The organism is Pseudomonas weihenstephanensis, from assembly GCF_016812185.1.
GTDB classification, from domain to species: domain Bacteria; phylum Pseudomonadota; class Gammaproteobacteria; order Pseudomonadales; family Pseudomonadaceae; genus Aquipseudomonas; species Aquipseudomonas weihenstephanensis.
This window is the reverse complement of sequence record NZ_JAAEBV010000001.1, coordinates 454361-473252: the sequence shown is the minus strand read 5'-3', so window position 1 is coordinate 473252 and position 18892 is coordinate 454361. Positions and strand designations below refer to the sequence as shown.

17 protein-coding genes and 1 pseudogene are annotated in these 18892 nt (G+C 50.6%); all 18 read left to right on the top strand.

From position 1 onward, the window contains the following. Positions 1-5: 5 nt before the first annotated feature. The 18 genes and pseudogenes from hisC to GYN01_RS01980 all read left to right on the top strand — a co-directional run bounded on the left by hisC (position 6) and on the right by GYN01_RS01980 (position 18790). Positions 6-1118 (top strand): histidinol-phosphate transaminase, encoded by a 1113-nt coding sequence (gene hisC, locus GYN01_RS02060; RefSeq protein ID WP_048399081.1) that lies wholly within the window; start codon positions 6-8, stop codon positions 1116-1118. Between the two features lie 4 nt (positions 1119-1122). After that, on the top strand, positions 1123-3354 hold the full coding sequence (locus tag GYN01_RS02055; protein ID WP_048365713.1) for a bifunctional prephenate dehydrogenase/3-phosphoshikimate 1-carboxyvinyltransferase: 2232 nt from the start codon (positions 1123-1125) through the stop codon (positions 3352-3354). Next, positions 3354-4046 carry a (d)CMP kinase gene (gene cmk, locus GYN01_RS02050; protein ID WP_238936110.1) on the top strand — a complete coding sequence of 231 codons (693 nt, stop codon included), beginning with the start codon at positions 3354-3356 and terminating at the stop codon, positions 4044-4046. Before GYN01_RS02055 ends, cmk begins: the two co-directional genes overlap by 1 nt. Positions 4047-4169: 123 nt before the next feature. Next, entirely contained in the window at positions 4170-5864 is a 1695-nt protein-coding gene (rpsA, locus tag GYN01_RS02045; RefSeq protein ID WP_048365588.1) for a 30S ribosomal protein S1, read from the top strand. Positions 5865-6260: 396 nt separating this feature from the next. Continuing rightward, the gene (gene ihfB, locus GYN01_RS02040) at positions 6261-6557 is read left to right on the top strand and encodes an integration host factor subunit beta (protein WP_048365589.1); all 297 of its coding nucleotides are present in this window, start codon (positions 6261-6263) and stop codon (positions 6555-6557) included. 24 nt (positions 6558-6581) lie between these two features. Beyond that, on the top strand, positions 6582-6830 hold the full coding sequence (locus GYN01_RS02035) for a lipopolysaccharide assembly protein LapA domain-containing protein (RefSeq protein ID WP_048365590.1): 249 nt from the start codon (positions 6582-6584) through the stop codon (positions 6828-6830). Positions 6831-7139: 309 nt separating this feature from the next. Continuing rightward, a complete protein-coding gene (locus tag GYN01_RS02030; protein ID WP_203306527.1) occupies positions 7140-8501 on the top strand; it encodes a Wzz/FepE/Etk N-terminal domain-containing protein in 1362 nt (453 codons plus the stop codon). A gap of 79 nt (positions 8502-8580) precedes the next feature. Continuing rightward, positions 8581-10038, top strand: coding sequence for an MBL fold metallo-hydrolase (locus GYN01_RS02025; RefSeq protein WP_203306526.1), 1458 nt, complete (start codon positions 8581-8583; stop codon positions 10036-10038). A gap of 109 nt (positions 10039-10147) precedes the next feature. Continuing rightward, positions 10148-10675 carry a transcription/translation regulatory transformer protein RfaH gene (gene rfaH, locus GYN01_RS02020; protein ID WP_203306525.1) on the top strand — a complete coding sequence of 176 codons (528 nt, stop codon included), beginning with the start codon at positions 10148-10150 and terminating at the stop codon, positions 10673-10675. 166 nt (positions 10676-10841) lie between these two features. Then, a complete protein-coding gene (rfbA, locus tag GYN01_RS02015) occupies positions 10842-11732 on the top strand; it encodes a glucose-1-phosphate thymidylyltransferase RfbA (RefSeq protein ID WP_048399090.1) in 891 nt (296 codons plus the stop codon). Continuing rightward, positions 11732-12286 (top strand): annotated as a pseudogene (gene rfbC / locus GYN01_RS22235) (dTDP-4-dehydrorhamnose 3,5-epimerase); the annotation flags it as partial. The gene rfbA and the pseudogene rfbC, both read left to right, overlap by 1 nt. A 30-nt stretch (positions 12287-12316) precedes the next feature. Continuing rightward, positions 12317-12712: a sugar 3,4-ketoisomerase gene (locus GYN01_RS22230; RefSeq protein WP_338053144.1), complete on the top strand. Its 396-nt coding sequence runs from the start codon at positions 12317-12319 to the stop codon at positions 12710-12712. Then, positions 12702-13247, top strand: coding sequence for a GNAT family N-acetyltransferase (locus tag GYN01_RS02005; RefSeq protein WP_203306523.1), 546 nt, complete (start codon positions 12702-12704; stop codon positions 13245-13247). Before GYN01_RS22230 ends, GYN01_RS02005 begins: the two co-directional genes overlap by 11 nt. Continuing rightward, positions 13244-14353 (top strand): DegT/DnrJ/EryC1/StrS family aminotransferase, encoded by a 1110-nt coding sequence (locus GYN01_RS02000; RefSeq protein WP_203306522.1) that lies wholly within the window; start codon positions 13244-13246, stop codon positions 14351-14353. The genes GYN01_RS02005 and GYN01_RS02000 overlap by 4 nt, the downstream gene beginning before the upstream one ends. 4 nt (positions 14354-14357) lie before the next feature. After that, on the top strand, positions 14358-15641 hold the full coding sequence (locus tag GYN01_RS01995) for an O-antigen translocase (protein WP_203306521.1): 1284 nt from the start codon (positions 14358-14360) through the stop codon (positions 15639-15641). Beyond that, positions 15638-16549, top strand: a complete 912-nt coding sequence (locus GYN01_RS01990) for a glycosyltransferase (protein WP_203306520.1) — start codon at positions 15638-15640, stop codon at positions 16547-16549. Before GYN01_RS01995 ends, GYN01_RS01990 begins: the two co-directional genes overlap by 4 nt. A gap of 1 nt (position 16550) precedes the next feature. Next, positions 16551-17891 (top strand): hypothetical protein, encoded by a 1341-nt coding sequence (locus GYN01_RS01985; protein ID WP_203306519.1) that lies wholly within the window; start codon positions 16551-16553, stop codon positions 17889-17891. After that, positions 17888-18790, top strand: coding sequence for a glycosyltransferase family 2 protein (locus tag GYN01_RS01980; protein ID WP_203306518.1), 903 nt, complete (start codon positions 17888-17890; stop codon positions 18788-18790). The genes GYN01_RS01985 and GYN01_RS01980 overlap by 4 nt, the downstream gene beginning before the upstream one ends. The last annotated feature ends 102 nt before the right edge of the window (positions 18791-18892 follow it).

The window sequence follows — 18892 nt, the reverse complement described above, 5'->3', positions numbered from 1 at the left end:
TTGACATGAGCGGTGATTTTCTCGCCCTGGCACAGCCGGGCGTGCAACAACTTTCGCCTTACGTCCCGGGCAAGCCTGTGGACGAGTTGGCGCGTGAGCTGGGCATTAGCCCTGAAACCATCGTCAAATTGGCGAGCAACGAAAACCCAATGGGCGCCAGCCCCAGGGCGCTGGCAGCCATAAATGATGCGCTGGTTGAGCTAACGCGGTATCCCGATGGCAATGGCTTTGCGCTCAAAAGCTTGCTGGCCGAGCGCTGTGATGTGCAGATGGATCAGGTCACGCTGGGTAATGGGTCCAATGACATCCTGGAGCTGGTTGCGCGCGCCTATCTGGCGCCGGGCTTGAATGCCGTGTTCAGTGAGCATGCATTTGCGGTGTATCCGATTGTGACCCAAGCGGTGGGGGCGCAAGCCCGTGTTGTTGCAGCCAAGGCATGGGGCCATGATTTGCCTGCCATGCTGGCTGCAATCGACTGCAACACGCGCGTGGTCTTCATCGCCAACCCGAATAATCCGACGGGGACCTGGTTCGATACAGATGCCTTGAACGAGTTTTTGCAGGACGTTCCGCCGGGAGTGCTGGTGGTGCTGGATGAGGCCTATATCGAATACGCAGACGGCGGTGAGTTGCCGGACGGTCTCGAGTTTTTGTCCGCCTATCCAAACCTGCTGGTGTCGCGTACGTTCTCCAAGGCATACGGCCTGGCGGCGTTACGTGTTGGCTATAGCCTGTCGACTGCCGTTGTGGCTGATGTGTTGAACCGCGTCAGGCAGCCGTTCAACGTGAACAGTCTGGCGCTGGCCGCTGCTTGCGCAGCACTGCAGGACACGGATTACCTGGCACAAAGCCGCCGTCTGAACGACGCCGGGATGCAGCAATTGCAGGATGGTTTCCAGGTATTGGGCTTGAGCTGGATCCCTTCCAAAGGCAACTTTATTGCATTGGACCTTGGGCAAGAGGCGGCGCCTGTGTATCAGGGTCTGCTGCGTGAAGGTGTGATTGTGCGTCCGGTGGCCAACTACGGTATGCCGAACCACTTACGCATCACGATTGGTACGCCAGCGGAAAACATTCGCTTGCTTGAGGCGTTGGCCAAGGTGCTTGTTCGTGGTTGATGTTATGTCGAGTCAGAGTGTCAAACCTGTTTTTGGGCGCTTGGTGGTGGTTGGATTGGGTCTGATTGGCGGCTCTTTCGCCAAGGGCATGCGTGAAAGTGGTTTGTGCGCAGAGGTAGTGGGCGTCGATCTCGACGCGGCGTCACGCGCACTGGCTGTTGAACTGGGCGTGGTCGATCGCTGTGAAACTGATTTGGCGCTGGCGTGCAAGGGCGCTGATGTGATTCAGTTGGCCGTGCCGATCCTGGCCATGGAAAAAATGCTCGTCCTATTGGCGGGTATGGATCTGGGGCCAGCGATACTGACCGACGTGGGCAGTGCCAAAGGCAATGTCGTGCGTGCGGCAACTCAGGCATTTGGTGGCATGCCGGCGCGATTCGTTCCGGGGCATCCGATTGCAGGGTCAGAGCAGAGCGGCGTGGAAGCGTCCAATGCCAACCTGTTCGAGCGGCACAAGGTTATTTTGACGCCGGTGGCTGAGACCGATGCTGCTTCGTTGGCTGTGGTTGACGCAATGTGGCGCGCCCTTGGGGCTGACGTCGAGCATATGCAAGTTGAACGTCACGATGAAGTCCTGGCGGCAACTAGCCATTTGCCACACTTGCTGGCCTTCGGTTTGGTTGACTCACTTGCCAAGCGCAATGAGAACCTCGACATTTTTCGTTACGCAGCGGGTGGATTCCGCGATTTCACAAGAATCGCAGGTAGCGACCCGGTGATGTGGCATGACATCTTCCTTGCGAACCGCGAGGCGGTGCTGCGCACATTGGATACATTTCGCACTGATCTCGACGCCTTGCGCGACGCGGTCGATGCAGGGGACGGGCACCAGCTATTGGGCGTGTTCACGCGCGCCCGGGTTGCCCGCGAGCATTTCGGTAAAATCCTGGCCCGCCGGGCATATGTGGACCCTATGAATTCTAAAGATCTGATTTTCCTGGCAAACCCTGGTGGCCAAGCAACTGGCCGGATTCGTGTACCAGGCGATAAATCCATTTCTCACCGTTCGATCATGCTGGGTTCTTTGGCGCAAGGCACCACAGAAGTGGAAGGTTTCCTTGAGGGTGAAGACGCCCTGGCAACCTTGCAGGCATTCCGTGACATGGGCGTGGTCATCGAAGGTCCGCATCATGGTCGCGTGACGATTCATGGGGTTGGCCTGCATGGTTTGAAAGCGCCGCCTGGTCCAATTTATCTGGGCAACTCCGGGACATCGATGCGTCTGTTGTCGGGTTTGCTGGCGGCTCAACCCTTCGATACCACCCTGACCGGCGATGCGTCGCTCACCAAGCGTCCAATGAATCGGGTGGCCAATCCGTTGCGTGAAATGGGCGCGGTCATTGAGACGGCTGCCGAGGGTCGTCCGCCGATGACCATTCGTGGTGGTCATAAGCTCAAGGGCATGGACTACACCTTGCCGATGGCCAGTGCTCAGGTGAAGTCTTGCCTGCTGCTGGCTGGTTTGTACGCTGAGGGCAAAACCTCTGTCACAGAGCCGGCGCCGACCCGTGACCACACCGAGCGCATGCTGCGCGGTTTCGGCTACCCGGTAAATGTTGACGGGGCAACGGCATCTGTTGAGTCGGGTCACGCATTGACAGCGACACACATTGAAGTGCCGGGCGATATTTCCTCGTCGGCCTTCTTCCTGGTGGCAGCCTCGATCGCTGAAGGCTCTGATCTGGTGCTTGAGCATGTCGGCATAAACCCGACCCGCACCGGTGTAATCGACATCCTGCGTTTGATGGGCGCTGATATCACCCTTGAAAACGAGCGGGAAGTGGGCGGCGAGCCTGTCGCGGATCTGCATGTGCGTGCAGCCAGGCTTAAAGGTATCGAAATTCCTGAAGCCTTGGTGCCGTTGGCCATTGATGAGTTCCCGGTATTGTTCGTAGCGGCCGCGGTCGCTGAAGGGCGCACGATCCTGCGGGGCGCAGAGGAGTTGCGGGTTAAGGAGTCCGATCGTATTCAGGTCATGGCAGATGGCTTGCAGGCTTTGGGTGTGAAGTGTGAGCCAACCCCGGACGGCATCATCATTGATGGCGGCTCCATCGGTGGGGGCGAGGTTCACGGTCACGGTGATCACCGGATCTCGATGGCATTCAGTGTGGCCTCGCTGCGCGCAACTGCACCTATCCGTATCCATGACTGCGCTAACGTCGCCACCTCGTTCCCGAACTTTCTGGCGTTGTGCAAGCAAGTTGGCATGCGTGTAGCGCAAGAGGCGCAATCGTGATGACTCAGGCGCCGGTGATCACCATCGATGGTCCGAGCGGTTCGGGGAAAGGCACGGTCGCGGGGCGACTGGCCAAGGAGTTGGGCTGGAACCTGCTTGATTCGGGAGCCTTATACCGTTTGCTGGCATTGGCTGCCCGCGATCATGGTGTGAAGGTGGGTGTGGATAACGAAGCGTTGTTGAGTCGGTTAGCCAGGCATCTGGACGTGCAGTTCGTCGCGGCGACAGAAGGTAAGCCAGCCAGAATTATTCTTGAGGGCGCCGATGTCACCCAGGATATTCGCAATGAGAGTGTAGCCGCCGGGGCATCCGAAGTTGCTGCTTTGCCCGCGGTTCGCGTGGCTTTGCTGGAACGTCAGCGTGCTTTTCAGGAGTTTCCTGGCTTGGTTGCTGATGGCCGTGACATGGGAACGGTGGTTTTTGCGGATGCGCCATTGAAAATATTTCTGACGGCCAGTGCCGAAGAGCGCGCTCGGCGCCGCTACTTGCAGTTGAAGGCTAAGGGCGATGATGTTAGTCTCCTTAGTCTGCTGGACGAGATACGTGCCCGCGATGAGCGTGATACGCAGCGTGCAATAGCCCCGCTCAAACCGGCGGCTGATGCCATACAGCTAGACTCTACGGAGTTATCTGTCGAGCAGGTGCTTGAACGCATCAGAAGCGAGATCGCCCAGCGCGATATCGCCAGATGACCAAGAAAGCGTGCAGGAGACCAGAAATAGTCCTGCATGCCTTCTTTTATATGAACGTAACCCACATTGTCTGGAATGTGGCAGATGGGCGTATTCCTTCGCCCTAGATCAACAGGAATTAAAATGAGCGAAAGCTTTGCAGAACTCTTTGAAGAAAGCCTAAAAACCCTGAATCTTCAGGCAGGCTCTATCATCACCGCTATCATCGTTGATATCGATTACCAAGCTGGTTGGGTAACCGTTCACGCTGGTTTGAAGTCTGAAGGCCTCATCCCGCTGGAGCAGTTCCACAACGACGCTGGCGAACTGAACATCAACATCGGTGATGAAGTTCACGTTGCGCTGGACGCGGTCGAAGACGGCTTTGGCGAAACCAAACTGTCCCGTGAAAAAGCCAAGCGCGCTGAATGCTGGATCGTTCTGGAAGCAGCCTTCGCAGCAGAAGAAGTGGTTAAGGGCGTTATCAACGGTAAGGTTAAAGGCGGCTTCACTGTCGACGTTAACGGCATCCGTGCGTTCCTGCCAGGTTCTCTGGTTGACGTTCGTCCAGTGCGCGACACCACGCACCTGGAAGGCAAAGAGCTGGAATTCAAGGTCATCAAACTTGACCAGAAGCGCAACAACGTTGTTGTTTCGCGTCGCAGCGTACTTGAAGCAGAGAACTCGGCAGAGCGTGAAGCGCTGCTGGAATCCTTGCAAGAAGGTCAGCAAGTTAAAGGTATCGTTAAAAACCTCACGGATTACGGCGCATTCGTCGATCTGGGTGGCGTCGATGGCCTGCTGCACATCACCGACATGGCTTGGAAGCGTATCAAGCATCCTTCCGAAATCGTCAACGTTGGCGACGAGATCGATGTCAAGGTTCTGAAGTACGATCGCGAGCGCAATCGTGTTTCCCTGGGCCTCAAGCAGCTGGGCGAAGATCCATGGGTTGCTATCAAAGCCCGTTACCCAGAAAGCACTCGCGTTACCGCGCGTGTAACCAACCTGACCGACTACGGCTGCTTCGCTGAGCTGGAAGAAGGCGTTGAAGGTCTGGTACACGTTTCCGAAATGGACTGGACCAACAAAAACATCCACCCTTCGAAAGTCGTACAAGTCGGCGACGAAGTGGAAGTTATGGTTCTGGACATCGACGAAGAGCGTCGTCGTATCTCCCTGGGCATCAAGCAGTGCAAATCTAACCCATGGGAAGATTTCTCTGGCCAGTTCAACAAGGGCGATAAAATCTCCGGCACCATCAAGTCGATCACCGATTTCGGTATCTTCATTGGTCTGGACGGCGGCATCGACGGCCTGGTTCACCTGTCCGACATCTCCTGGAACGAAGTGGGCGAAGAAGCCGTACGTCGTTTCAAGAAGGGCGACGAGCTGGACACCGTTATCCTGTCTGTTGATCCAGAGCGTGAGCGCATCTCCCTGGGTATCAAGCAGCTGGAAAGCGATCCGTTCTCCGAGTACGTTCAAGAGAACGACAAAGGCGCAATCGTTAAGGGCATCGTGAAAGAAGTTGACGCTAAAGGCGCCATCATCACTTTGGCCGACGATATCGAAGCGACTCTGAAAGCCTCCGAAATCAGCCGTGACCGCGTTGAAGACGCGCGCAACGTTCTGAAAGAAGGCGAAGAAGTAGAAGCCAAGATCATCAGCGTTGATCGTAAAAGCCGCGTAATCCAACTCTCCATCAAGTCGAAAGATGATGCTGAAGAGAAAGAAGCAATCCAGAGCCTGCGCGACAAGCCAGCTACCTCTGAGATCGCTGCTGGTCCGACCACTCTGGGCGACCTGCTGCGTGCACAAATGGAAAAACAGAACTAAGTTCTGATTGACCATGAAAAAGGGCGACTTAGGTCGCCCTTTTTTGTGTCTGCAATTTGATGGGCAAGCGCAAGCGCGCTTGTGGCTTTGGGTAGTCGAATGGTTGGGTTAGCGTTAGCCCGCAATGTTGGCTGCTAGAGCTTCGAAAGGTGGAGAGACGAGACGCATGGGGGGATGCAGCTGGTCGTGGCTGCTAATCAACATTGCTTCTGTCAGGAGTCGTTTCGCTGAGTATCGGCTGCACCCAGCCTCGTGGTGCTGACGGCCAAAGGTGGATCATGAAAAGTTCCTTCAATATTCCTGAAGATAAGTCAATCCCTGGGCTGTTCAAAATCATTTGATCATGCTAAAACCTTCGGAGCGCTGATCTAGCTGCTTGAAAAAGAAGGGAAAAATATGACGAAGTCGGAGTTGATCGAACGAATTGTCACCCATCAAGGGCTGCTCTCCTCTAAAGATGTGGAGCTTGCCATCAAGACTATGCTTGAACAAATGTCACAATGCCTGGCGACAGGGGATCGTATCGAGATCCGTGGCTTTGGCAGTTTCTCACTTCACTACCGTGCTCCCCGTGTTGGGCGTAATCCAAAGACCGGCCAGTCTGTCAGTCTTGACGGTAAGTTCGTGCCTCACTTCAAGCCGGGCAAGGAATTGCGCGATCGGGTAAACGAAGATGAGGAAGATGATCTTTGATCCTTAAGGAAGAAGGAGGCGCACATGCGTAGCTTTAAACGCACGGCTGTAGTGGTAGTCGCGCTGCTGGTTTTCTTTGGTGTGATTATTTTCATACTCGAAAACCAGCAGCCCGCATCATTGACTTTTTTTGGCTGGCACACCGCTCAGTTGCCAGCTTCTTTGTTTTTTGTCGGAGCGCTGCTGGTCGGGTTGATGATTGGTCCGCTCTTGGGTTACTTGGCCTACTGGCGCAAATCTGCCGTGCTGAAACGCAAATTGCGGACTGTTTAACCCTGCCGATCTGATTGGGCTGAGTGAGTACGGTGTTTTCCGAGCATTGATGTGTCGAGTTGCCTCATAGGGCATGTGCGGATCAATCTGTGCGGCTTGTCTGAGGAGAATGCCTACATACTGTCAAGCCTTGTATTGTTTGGTAATACTGGCAGAATGCGTGCTGTTCTCGATTGCCAGCTATTTTTAGTGCTTCATCTGGTGCGCAGTGATGCCAATACCCGATAGAAAATAAAAACCAAATACAAGCACGTTAGAAAATTTCTGCATGACGAGCCCGCAGTTTCTTTTTGAAGGCAGGCCCTTGTTGTGACTAGTATTTCTCGTATACCCGGTGGCTCATCGTCGGATGAGATTGATCTGTTTGCCTTGTTTCAGGCTATTTGGCAGCAAAAGAAAATTATCATCGCCGCCACGGTCGTCAGCGGGCTAGTCGCGTTGGGCTATGTCTATGCTGTGACGCCTGAATACCAAGTCACCAGCGTACTGCGGCCTGCCGCCATCAATGAGCTTGATGCGCTCAATCGTTCCGGCGTTTACACGCTCCCCCCGAGTGAGGCATTGCTGAAAGTCGGTGCAAGCCTTGAATCCTATGATTCAAGATTAGGCTTTTTTCGTGACAATCAAGAGTTGTTTACCCAGTTCAAGCGTCGGGGACAAACCCTAGAGCAGAGCTTCGAGGAGTTCAATCGGGACTCGTTGAAGCTGGTCTTGCCCGATCCTAAAAAAGCCGATTCCTTAAGCGCGTTTATTGCCTTGGAGTTGAACTATCCCAAGGGCGTAGACGGTGTACAGATCCTTAATGGATTTGTGGATTATGCAGTCAAGGCTGAGCGTGAACAGATCGCCTCTGACTTGAAAGTGATCGTCAATAATCGATTGACTGAATTGAAAGGCAAGATCGATGCTGCTCGCTCAAGTTACGAGATGGGCAAAGAGGCGCGTATCGCCAAGCTTCAAGAAGCCGACAATCTGAAGCGTGCCCAGTTGCAAGATGAACTCAAGGCGCTGCGCCAGCAGCTCAAAGTTGTGCGTACAGACCGTATGGCACAGCTGACTGAAGCAATCGGGATCGCCAAGTCATTGGGTATTCAAAAACCGACGACACCTTCTGCGCTGGGTGACTCAGCCCGTATGGGTGATTCCAGTGTTATGCGCACTGAAATCAACAATCAGCAAATCCCGTTGTACTTTATGGGTGTTGAAGCGCTTGAGGCCGAGCGCTCGGCACTGCAACAGCGCAAAACCGATGACTTTACTGAGGGACGCATTGCTCAAATAGCGCGTGAATTGCAATTGCTGCAAAGCAATCGTGAAGTCGAGGTCCTCAAGCAGCGTCAAAATGAAGACGTCTTCCTGAGTGGGGTAGAACCACTGCGTGCAGAAGTGGTACGGCTTGGCAACTTGAGCAATCTCGATATTTCCAATCTGAAGCTTGTGTCTGTGGACCGTAAAGCCCTGGAACCGATGCGTCCCGTTAAGCCCCAAAAGGCACTGATCCTTGCGTTGGGGTTGGTTCTGGGGGCCATATTGGGCGTTCTCATCGTGCTGATACGCCACTTGCTGAGCACGCGCCGCGCTCAGTTGTCAGGGGTTGGCTCGCCAGTAATCACAGCAAAACTGGCAAGTGAAAAGGGTAGCGGAAAAGTCTTGCAAAACGATCGATCCTGATCGGCCCTGAGGCTGGCTGAAACCCAGTCTCACTTGTGGGCTAATTGCCTCTTCATGGAGCTGTATCGAGAGCAAGCTTATGCCGTACCCGAACATCATTCACCATGGCGCTGTCACGGGCGTCACAGGTTCATGTCACCAATTGAGGATGGATGCCTACAGCAGCCTGTTAATAGACTGTGGGTTGTTTCAAGGTGGCGAAAAATCGCTTGGTAGTGGTGGTGAAGAGCATACGCCAGCGATTACTTTTGAACTGGGTGATGTTAAAGCCTTGGTGGTCACCCATGTGCACGCGGATCACATTGGACGCATTCCTTACTTGTTGGCTGCGGGCTTCAAAGGTCCAATTTTCTGCAGTGAGCCTTCTGCGAAGTTATTGCCATTAGTACTGGAGGATGCCTTCAAGCTCGACTTCAGTCGTGACGAAAGCAAGGTTGATCGCTATGTGAAGCGTGTACAAGAGCAGATTATTGCTTTGCCCTTCAATCAATGGTTCGTCATCGAGCAAAGCGATGGACTACTGGCGCGGATCCGTTTGCAAAAGGCAGGTCACATATTGGGGTCTGCCTATGTGGAGTGTGATCTAACCTACCCCCAATTAAACGTGAACCGACGGATCGTTTTTTCCGGAGATCTGGGGGCTTCGAATGCGCCTTTACTGGCAGCACCCGTACCGCCCGAAAAAGCTGACGTGCTGGTACTCGAAAGCACTTATGGCGATCGCCTGCATGAAGACCGTTCTACCCGTCAGGCACGGCTTGAAAGTGCTATTGATAAAGCGTTGGCAGATCACGGCACGCTCTTGATTCCTGCGTTCAGTCTGGGACGTACTCAAGAGTTACTTTACGAAATCGAAGATATTCTCCACCGTAAATCGCTGCTTGCGCAGTTGTCTGGCGAAGCTGATGTAGACCGCACTCTACCCGTCAATTGGCCAGAGTTACCGATCATTCTCGATTCGCCACTGGCCAGTCGGCTTACAGATGAATATCAAAAGCTGGAACGTTTTTGGGCGGATGGAGCACAACAGCGCCTAAAAGGTGGCCGCAAGCCGCTTCGGTTTTCACAGCTGATTACCATCGACAGTCATAAGAAACACCTGCAAACCGTGAACTATCTCAAGAGCACCGGTCGTCCGGCGATTGTGATTGCTGCAAATGGCATGTGCTCCAATGGCCGCATCGTTAATTATTTGAAGGCCATGCTCGAAAACCCCAGACATAACGTACTCTTTATCGGTTATCAGGAAAAAGGCACGCCTGGTGCGGCCATACAAAAATTTGGTCCCCGTGGGGGGTATGTTGAATTGGAAGGCGAGCGCTGTATCATTCGCGCAGGAGTCACCAGCATAGGCGGGTATTCAGCACATGCGGATCAGCAGGATTTACTGCATTTCGTCTCAAGGATAGGGCAGTGGCCTGAGGAGATACGCCTGGTGCATGGTGAGATGCCTGCAAAAGAGGCATTAGCGATTGAACTGCAAGCGTTGTACCGCACTCAAAGTCTGCCAGTTAATCTGTTGATTCCCTCGGGCTGATAAAAGCCAACCAACATGCACACAGTCACGATAAAAACACTGCGACTTGCTGTCGAAGCAACGACAAGCACGATGAAAAATCACGGAAGTACGCATAAATGAATGGTCCATGGATAAGCGTCTAGCCACTGTGCAGCGGGTACCCAGTCTTGCCGCGCAAGGCGACTGGTACTTGGTGCAATGCAAGCCCAAACAGGATGAACGAGCAGAAGACAATCTCGTGCGTCAGGGCTACGTGTGCTCACGCCCCACGTGTCGACGTGAACGACAATTGCGTGGCAAGCAGCGGCTCATCGAAGAGTCCTTGTTCCCGGGCTATCTTTTCATTCGCATGCCACATGACGCGAATTGGGCGCCTTTGCGTTCAACCCGTGGCGTGAGCCGAGTGGTTGCTTTCGGCGGGCGGCCCTTGGCAGTAAGTCATGCGTTGATAACCCATCTGCAATGGCGTGCGCAGACGCATCTGATTCCTGCCTATCGCCCCGGAGATGAAGTCACGATCCTTGATGAGGGTTTCGAAGGCGTTGAGTCTATTTTCGTGGCGATGGATGGGAATGAAAGAGTGGTATTGCTGATTCATTTGATGAACCAGCAGCAACAGATTACTTTGCCCATAACCCGTATTGCTGGCCGCTAAGCCGTCCTCAGGCTTCGTGCCTGGGCAATGATGAATTTTAAAACCGTTCTCAGGAAATTGACGATCAATCCTGGGGCGGTAGCGTGTTTAATTAAGAATAGAACTCAACCATTCGCCTGTCAGCGTTACAGGCGTTGAACTGAATAGATAAGGAATTGTTCAAGAGATGAACACCATCAACCGTAAAGGCATCATCCTCGCAGGTGGTTCAGGTACACGCCTGCACCCGCTGACCTTGGGCGTGTCCAAGCAGATGTTGCCGATCTACGACAAGCCCATGATCTTCTACCCGCTGTCTGTGCTCATGCTGGCCGGCATGCGTGAAATTCTGATCATCTCGACGCCTGAAGATCTGCCGTGCTTCAAGAAATTATTGGGGGATGGCAGCCAGTACGGTATTGAACTTAGCTACGCAGAGCAGCCAAGCCCTGATGGCCTGGCGCAGGCCTTTATCATTGGCGAAGCATTCATTGGTAATGACCCGGTCTGTTTGATTCTTGGCGACAACATTTTTTACGGTCAGCACTTCTCGGATAATTTGCGCAGTGCAATGTCGCAGGCCAGTGGTGCAACGGTGTTTGGTTATCATGTGTCTGACCCCGAGCGCTTTGGTGTTGTCGAGTTTGATGCCACGGGCCGTGCATTAAGTATTGAAGAGAAACCTGAAAAGCCGAAATCAAACTATGCGGTAACGGGTTTGTATTTCTACGACAACCAAGTAGTCGAAATTGCCAAAAATATAAAACCGTCCCCGCGCGGCGAGCTTGAAATTACAGACGTGAATCGCGCCTATCTGGACCAGAAAGGTTTGACCGTAGAAATGTTAGGGCGCGGGTTTGCCTGGTTAGACACTGGCACTCACGAGTCCCTGCTCGAAGCGAGTCATTTCGTGCATACCATCGAGCAGCGTCAGGGCTTGAAAGTGGCGTGCCTTGAAGAGATTGCATTCAATAACGGCTGGATTACAGCTGACGTGCTAGGTGCTCAGGCAGAAAAACTCAAGAAAACAGGCTATGGCCAATACCTCTACAAACTGTTGTCGGAGAAATCAGCCTGATGAATTTCGTCCAGACGGCCTTGCCAGGCGTGGTGTTGATCGAACCTAACGTGTTCGAAGATGACCGCGGTTGGTTTATGGAAAGCTTCAATGAGCGGCGTTTCGCAGACGGTCTTTTTCAGTTGGGCCTCCCCATTCCCAAGCCGTTTGTACAAGACAATCAGTCGTGCTCAAAGAAAGGCGCGCTGCGCGGCCTGCATTACCAGCTTGAGCCTTTCGCCCAAGGCAAACTGGTGAGCGTGACGCAAGGCGCTGCGTTCGATGTTGCTGTGGATATTCGGGTGGGTTCACCCACCTTCGGGCAATGGGTCGGTGTAGAGCTGAGTGCATCAAACAAAAAAATGCTGTGGATACCTGAAGGGTTTGCACATGGTTTTGTAGCGCTTGAAGACAATACCCATTTCCATTACAAGACCACGAACTTCTACAACAAAAATGCAGAGCGCAGCGTGCTTTGGAATGATGCGACGCTGGCCATTAAGTGGCCTGCGTTAGAAGAGTATCTGGTCAGTGATAAAGACCAGATTGCACCACGCTTAGAGCAGGCAGAACTTCCATCGTGGCTGGCCGAGCCAACGGATGAAGTGCGAACCCTAAATGTTATCGGTGATGAGCGGGGTAGCCTGGTTGCCTTAACCCGCGGCCTGGCCGTGCCCTTTACGATCAAAAGGGTTTATTACCTGTTTGGCACGCAAGAAAATATCAGCCGCGGCTTTCACGCGCACAAGCAATTGGACCAAATGGCTGTCTGCATATCGGGTCGATGCCGAATGATGCTGGACGATGGTACGAGCAAAAAAAATATCTGGTTAGACCGACCTGACAAAGGCGTGTTGATCAAAAGCAAAATCTGGCACGAGATGCATGAGTTTTCTGCGGATTGCGTGATGATGGTGCTCGCCAGTGATGAATACGATGAGAGTGATTATATTCGTAACTATGAATCGTTCATGTCATGGGTAAGTAAAGATGCAGAGTAAATCAGGCAAAACGATACGCTTGGATCTTGCCGTTCCCGACGATGCGCAGTTTATACACTCCTTGCGCGTGGACCCGACATATAACACGCACTTGTCACACGTGACGGGTGGTGTTGCCAGCCAGGCTGAGTGGTTAAAAAAGTACAAGCTGCGTGAAGCAGAAGGGCATGAATTTTATTTTGTGATCCGTCGCATCGATAATAATGAGCCGGTGGGCACTGTGCGCTTGTACGATTTCCAGCCTGAGCGGGCATCTTTTTCTTGGGGCAGTTGGATTCTCAATAAAGACAAAACACCCAAGGCCGCAATTGAAAGTGCAATGCTGGTGTACGCCGTAGGCTTCGAGGAGCTGGGATTCAAATCGTGCCATTTCGAAGTGAGAAAGGAGAATGGCGGCGTTATTAAGTTTCACGAGCGTCTGGGGGCACAGAAAGTCAGTGAAGATGCCGACAATGACTATTTTGTAATGACGCCAGCGGTGTATAAACCGTTTCTCGAAAAAAACAGTCACTTCATCAGCGTGGTAAAAAAATGATCCCGTTCCTGGATTTGAAAAGTATTAATGCTCAGTACGCTGATGAACTGAAAGCGGCCTGTTCCCGTGTAGTAGATTCGGGTTGGTACATTCAGGGCAATGAGTTAAAAGCCTTCGAGTCGGCTTTCGCGCAATACTGTGGCACCGAGTACAGTCTCGGGGTGGCCAATGGTCTGGATGCGCTGACATTAGTGCTGTCCGCCTGGAAAGTACTGGGCAAAATTCAGGATGGGGATGAAGTGATCGTCCCGGCCAATACCTACATTGCTAGTATCTTGGCGATTTCGGCAAATGGCCTCGTTCCAGTGCTCGTTGAGCCGGATCTAGAAACGTATAACCTGGATGTTACGTTGATTGAAAAAGCCATCACGCCAAGAACGCGGGCTATCTTGCCTGTGCATCTATATGGCCGTTTGGTGGACATGCCTGCTCTCATGACGGTTGCCAAGCGTCACGATCTATTGGTGCTAGAAGACTGTGCCCAATCTCATGGCGCTCACATAGACGGCACAAAAGCAGGCAACTGGGGCGATGCTGCAGGTTTTAGTTTCTATCCGGGTAAAAACTTGGGCGCATTGGGCGATGCTGGCGCGATTACCACGAATGATCCGATCTTGGCAGAAACAGTACTGGCACTCAGAAACTACGGCTCTCATGAAAAGTACCGCAATCTTTATCAGGGCGTGAACAGTCGCCTGGATGAGATTCAGGCGGCTGTCTTGAGTGTGAAATTAAACTACCTGGATAAAGAAACTCAGCGCCGGTGCGAGATTGCCGAACGGTACGTAGCTGAAATCAAAAACCCGCTGCTCGTTCTGCCGCAGGTACCGGAGCAGGGTCAGCATGCCTGGCACCTTTTTGTCATCCGCAGTGCGCACCGTTCTGAGTTCCAGCAGTACTTGCAGACGCAAGGTGTGCAGACACTGATTCATTACCCGATCCCACCGCACAAACAGCAAGCTTATAAAGAGCTGAGCGAATTATCGCTTCCTGTCTCAGAGTTGATTCACGATCAAGTCATTAGCCTGCCAATGGGACCGACATTGACCGACGAACAAGTCACGGCTGTGATCAGCGCGTGCAACAGCTTTGCGGTGCGCGATTAGTACTATGAATCTTATTAGAACCGGCTTGTTGAATGGCATCGCAGTACTGATAAAAATGCTGACCCTGCTGGGGATTAATAAAGTCCTGGCGCTGTATGTAGGGCCATCAGGCTATGCAGCGTTAGGGCAGTTTCAAAATGCTGTACAAATGATTACTACCTTTTCCAGTGGGGCGATTAACACTGGGGTCACAAAATACACAGCGCAGTACCATGCAGACGAAGAAAAGCAACGCAGAGTCTGGCAGGCTTCAGGCACAATCGCCTTAGTGGGTAGCGTGTTGACAGCGTTGGTGATTGTTTATTTCAGTCACGAACTGGCAGCGTTCTTTCTTAAGGACAGGGCGCTCAATGGTGTGTTCATCTGGTTTGCTGCGACCTTGGCTTTCTTCACGTTGAACACATTGTTGTTGGCGATTCTGAACGGCAAAAAAGAAATTGTTCTTTATGTGACCGCCAATATCGCCGGGAGTATCTTTGCGCTATTGGTCACCGGAGGCCTCACGATTTACTTTGGTTTGTACGGTGCTCTAGTTGCATTGGCGGTGTACCAGTCGCTGAGCTTCTTTATTACGTTGTATCTGTGCACCACGCGTCCGTGGTTCAAAGTTAGATACTTGTTTGGCCGTGTGGATAAAGAAACGGCCCTGAACTTGAGCAAGTTTACGGCCATGGCTCTCACGTCGGCGGCATGCATGCCGGTCTGCCAAATTCTCATTCGTGATTACTTGGGGGAGACCATCAGCTGGGAGGCGGCTGGCTACTGGGAGGCCATGTGGCGACTCAGTGCCGCCTACCTGATGCTGATGACCACCACGCTGAGTGTTTATTATTTACCGCGTTTATCAGAACTCGTCGGACTGTCTGATATTAAGAAAGAGATCTTGAACGGTTATAAAATAATTGTGCCGTTCACCGTCGTTGCAGCCTTGATTATTTACCTATTGAAAGACTTCATTATTCAAGTGCTATTTTCCAGCGAGTTTGCACCCATGCGCGAGCTTTTTGGCTGGCAGGTAGTGGGCGACATCATGAAGATATGCAGTTGGTTGTTTGCCTATGTGATGCTGGGTAAAGCCATGTTTAAGCTGTTTATGGTGACGGAGATTGTCTTTTCATTGTTGCTATATGTACTAACTATTGTGTTATGCAATAAATTCGGCCTTGAGGGCACGGCAATGGCATATGCCTTAAATTATGCGCTTTACTGGATTACAGTGGCTGTATTTGTCTCTCGCACCCTAAAAAAACAAGGGAAAGAAAGAGTCGCGCTGAAGGAGGTTTTGTGATTACTGTAGTCATACCAACGTACAATCATGAGTCGTATATTGTTTCTTGTCTTGAAGCTGTGGTTCGAATTAATCTCACCGGGAAACGAATTATCGTCATCGACGATGGGTCGCTCGACAACACACTTCAAGAGGTTAATAGTTTTATAGCTAAGTTTCCCGAGCACGCAATTGAAGTGATCTCCAAAGAAAACTCAGGTTTGGTCTCGTCTCTGAATATGGGGTTGGAAAAATCGGAGAGTGAGTTTATTTATATGGTTGCCTCGGATGATATTCCGGTTCCTGCAGGGGTTGAGCATTGTGTGCGCGCTTTGTTGGAAGATAAAAATCTAGCATTTTGTATCGGTGGGGGTAAGAATTTTTTTGAGGGAGAAAGTAAGGCTGATCAGCGAACTCCGATATATAAAAAGGAACATTTCCGTTTCTTTTCATTGACTAGCACCGTTAGGGGTGAAGAAATATTTTATAATTACCCTTCTCCAATTTTGCTTCAGTCTTCGGTGTTTAGGGTTGATGCTCTACGTAAGATAGGGGGTTGGGATCCAACGCTTATATGGGATGACTACCCGACATTTGTAAAGCTGTTGAAACAGTTTCCTCAAAGGGATAAAGATTTTCGATTTGATCCTCATGTGGACGTCGTCCTGTATCGACAACATGAATTGAATAGCTATCGAAATGTTACTAAGCAATTCAATTTGGTAAGTCAAACCTTGAAAGAGCTGTGTCCGTCTAAGTTGTTGAATAGATCTTTAGGTCGTGCGTTGGGATTTTATATGTTGGTTGGCCTTAGGGCTAAAGACGCTGGTGGTGTACTTACATTGTTCAGACAATGTAGTTGGAGTGTTCGCATATTTTCAATGTGGTATGCAGCAAAATTTGTCCTGGCCAAACTGCTGAGATTTTAATATGGGCTCAGGTGATTTTTTTGAAGTGTTTTTTAGTCATCTCGATTTGTTCTTGATCTTGATGTTCGTTTTTTCCAGTACATTGTACTTCTGTGTCAGGGGGGTTGCGCCTGCAGCGTATTTGGATCCGATACATTTTTATTACACTTTTACTTTTGGTACTTCGTACGGAATAATTGTTGGGCTCTATAGTTTGGGCTATATAAGTGGCTACATTTTTTCTGTTGTCATGTCGTATGGCGTTTTATTTGTGATGTTGCTGCGATTGTTCGTGTATTTAAATCGACATAAAAAATTCTCAATTTTCAGGGTTTTTCTTGTACCGCGAGGAGAAGGCTCGTTTCAATTTTTTATTGTGTTGCTTGTCTATGTGTTCTTGCTTGTTTTTTTATGGACTCAGGTAGGGCTCGGTGTTTCAGCTGAGACAAACCGTTTTGAACAAAATAGAGGATTTGGCGCCTTTGTGCGAGTAGCCGATGGCATAAGAATATTCGTGCTTGCCTACTTAACGCTTGTGGTGTATCGGCGGTGGTTGGGAGAGCGGAAAATAAGTCTGAAGTCCATGGGGTTAATATTTTTTATTCTGGTTTTGATTGTTGTAAGCTCCGCAATAAATGGTGCGAAATTTGCAATGCTTGAAGGCTTGTATAGTTGTTTTGTAGCGATGGCAATTTTCTACAAAAAACCAAAATTTAATATAATTTACGCAGCCTGTATTTTTCTTCTGGCCTTAGTGTTTGCAATGTTTGTCTTGTCATCTAACCTTGAAAAGAAAGGCTTAGATGTTGACGCTGCTCCAAGTTATATGCCAGGTGGCGATGTGTTAACTGAAAGGTTAGTGCTCAGGATTTTGTCTAATGCTGATAAGTATTACTTGACGCTGCCGGGGGGTGTGCTTGATAAGCTGCAGACGGATGATTTGTGGGTCAGATTTGTTGCTCCTATGGTGGGTACAACGCGGTTGAGTTCTATGCTTGGCTACAATGTGAATAATTATAATGTAGGGCGGCAAGCACTTCTATATTATGACCCTAACTACGAAATCGCTGGGGGGCCTACGAGTCACTTTGATTTGTTTGTATATAAGTATTTTGGAAATTATTTTGGTTGGATGTGGGTTACCTTTTCGGCATTTATGTTTGCGGTATTTATTGTTTTGAGTCGGCAAGGCTGTGGCGATATTTACTTTTGTGCAATCGTGACAACTTTATGGCTCCGGTCTCTACCCATGCTGCTCGAACCCACTGTAGGGTTTGCTTATGTGCTTGATATATTTATTATTTTTACACTGATCAAATTATTTTGTAGTGTGTTGCCAAGAAAAGCGGATGCGAAAACATGACAGTGCTGGATGCTACTATAAAAGGTCTGACTGCTAAAACAGCACTCATAGTGACAGTGTATAACCCTGATGTTAATGAGCTTGAACGTAATTTGCGTAGTTATATAAATCAGGTTCATCATGTCATCGTCTGTGATAACTCAGATAGTGCTGGAATCAGCCTCGATATACAGTCCTTGCTGGGTTCTTTTCCAAATGCACAATTACTTTGCTTCAATGAAAACCTGGGTATTGCCGAAGCACAAAATAGAGGTATAAGGCTTGCTGCCGCTCAAGGTGCTACTTATTTCATCGAAATGGATCAAGACTCCAGTTTGCCTGGGGATTATGTCGAGCGCATTATCCGGTCTTATCAGTACCTGATAGAAGCAGGCCATTCAGTCGGTGGTGTGGGTCCCGTCGCCGTGAGTGCGAAGGACGGCGCCTATTACCATGGCGTTAAAGAGCCGCAAGGGTTGATGAAGGTCGAAAAGACCTTGAGCTCAGGTTTTTTCTTTTCGCTTGAGGCATTTAAAGCGGTTGGCGACAAAGACAGTGACCTTTTTATTGATTACGTTGACTGGGATTGGTGTTGGAGAAGCAATGTAAAAGGGCTGGGTATTTTTGTAGACACCGAGTTGGCCATGCAGCACATGCTGGGTGAGGGCCATAGAAAAATCCTGTTTTTTTCGGTGGGCATGCCAGCCCCCATACGGCACTACTACCAGTACCGCAACGGGTTGTATATGTTGACAAGACGTCATGTTCCGTTGCGATGGAAGTTTGAGCGTGCTGTCATATTGATATTGAAGTTACCTGTTTATATGTTTTTTTCAGAGCGTGGCAAAGCCCGAAGGGCTTACATAGTTAAAGCGTTTAGAGATGTGATGTCAGGAAAAAAAGGACGGCTTGTCGACTGACCGTAAAGTGTCAGGTTTCATAGATGAAAAATAATTCATAATTGTTGATGGGGTGAAGTGATTTCGCTCAATCAAGACCGTGTATTTTAGCCTGCAGTAAAA

Bases quoted from the DNA above. Each gene is read 5' to 3' on its own strand.
- hisC (WP_048399081.1), top strand. From the start codon at position 6: ATGAGCGGTGATTTTCTCGCCCTGGCACAGCCGGGCGTGCAACAACTT.
- GYN01_RS02055 (WP_048365713.1), top strand. From the start codon at position 1,123: ATGTCGAGTCAGAGTGTCAAACCTGTTTTTGGGCGCTTGGTGGTGGTT.
- cmk (WP_238936110.1), top strand. From the start codon at position 3,354: ATGACTCAGGCGCCGGTGATCACCATCGATGGTCCGAGCGGTTCGGGG.
- rpsA (WP_048365588.1), top strand. From the start codon at position 4,170: ATGAGCGAAAGCTTTGCAGAACTCTTTGAAGAAAGCCTAAAAACCCTG.
- ihfB (WP_048365589.1), top strand. From the start codon at position 6,261: ATGACGAAGTCGGAGTTGATCGAACGAATTGTCACCCATCAAGGGCTG.
- GYN01_RS02035 (WP_048365590.1), top strand. From the start codon at position 6,582: ATGCGTAGCTTTAAACGCACGGCTGTAGTGGTAGTCGCGCTGCTGGTT.
- GYN01_RS02025 (WP_203306526.1), top strand. From the start codon at position 8,581: ATGCCGTACCCGAACATCATTCACCATGGCGCTGTCACGGGCGTCACA.
- rfaH (WP_203306525.1), top strand. From the start codon at position 10,148: ATGGATAAGCGTCTAGCCACTGTGCAGCGGGTACCCAGTCTTGCCGCG.
- rfbA (WP_048399090.1), top strand. From the start codon at position 10,842: ATGAACACCATCAACCGTAAAGGCATCATCCTCGCAGGTGGTTCAGGT.
- GYN01_RS02005 (WP_203306523.1), top strand. From the start codon at position 12,702: ATGCAGAGTAAATCAGGCAAAACGATACGCTTGGATCTTGCCGTTCCC.
- GYN01_RS02000 (WP_203306522.1), top strand. From the start codon at position 13,244: ATGATCCCGTTCCTGGATTTGAAAAGTATTAATGCTCAGTACGCTGAT.
- GYN01_RS01995 (WP_203306521.1), top strand. From the start codon at position 14,358: ATGAATCTTATTAGAACCGGCTTGTTGAATGGCATCGCAGTACTGATA.
- GYN01_RS01985 (WP_203306519.1), top strand. From the start codon at position 16,551: ATGGGCTCAGGTGATTTTTTTGAAGTGTTTTTTAGTCATCTCGATTTG.
- GYN01_RS01980 (WP_203306518.1), top strand. From the start codon at position 17,888: ATGACAGTGCTGGATGCTACTATAAAAGGTCTGACTGCTAAAACAGCA.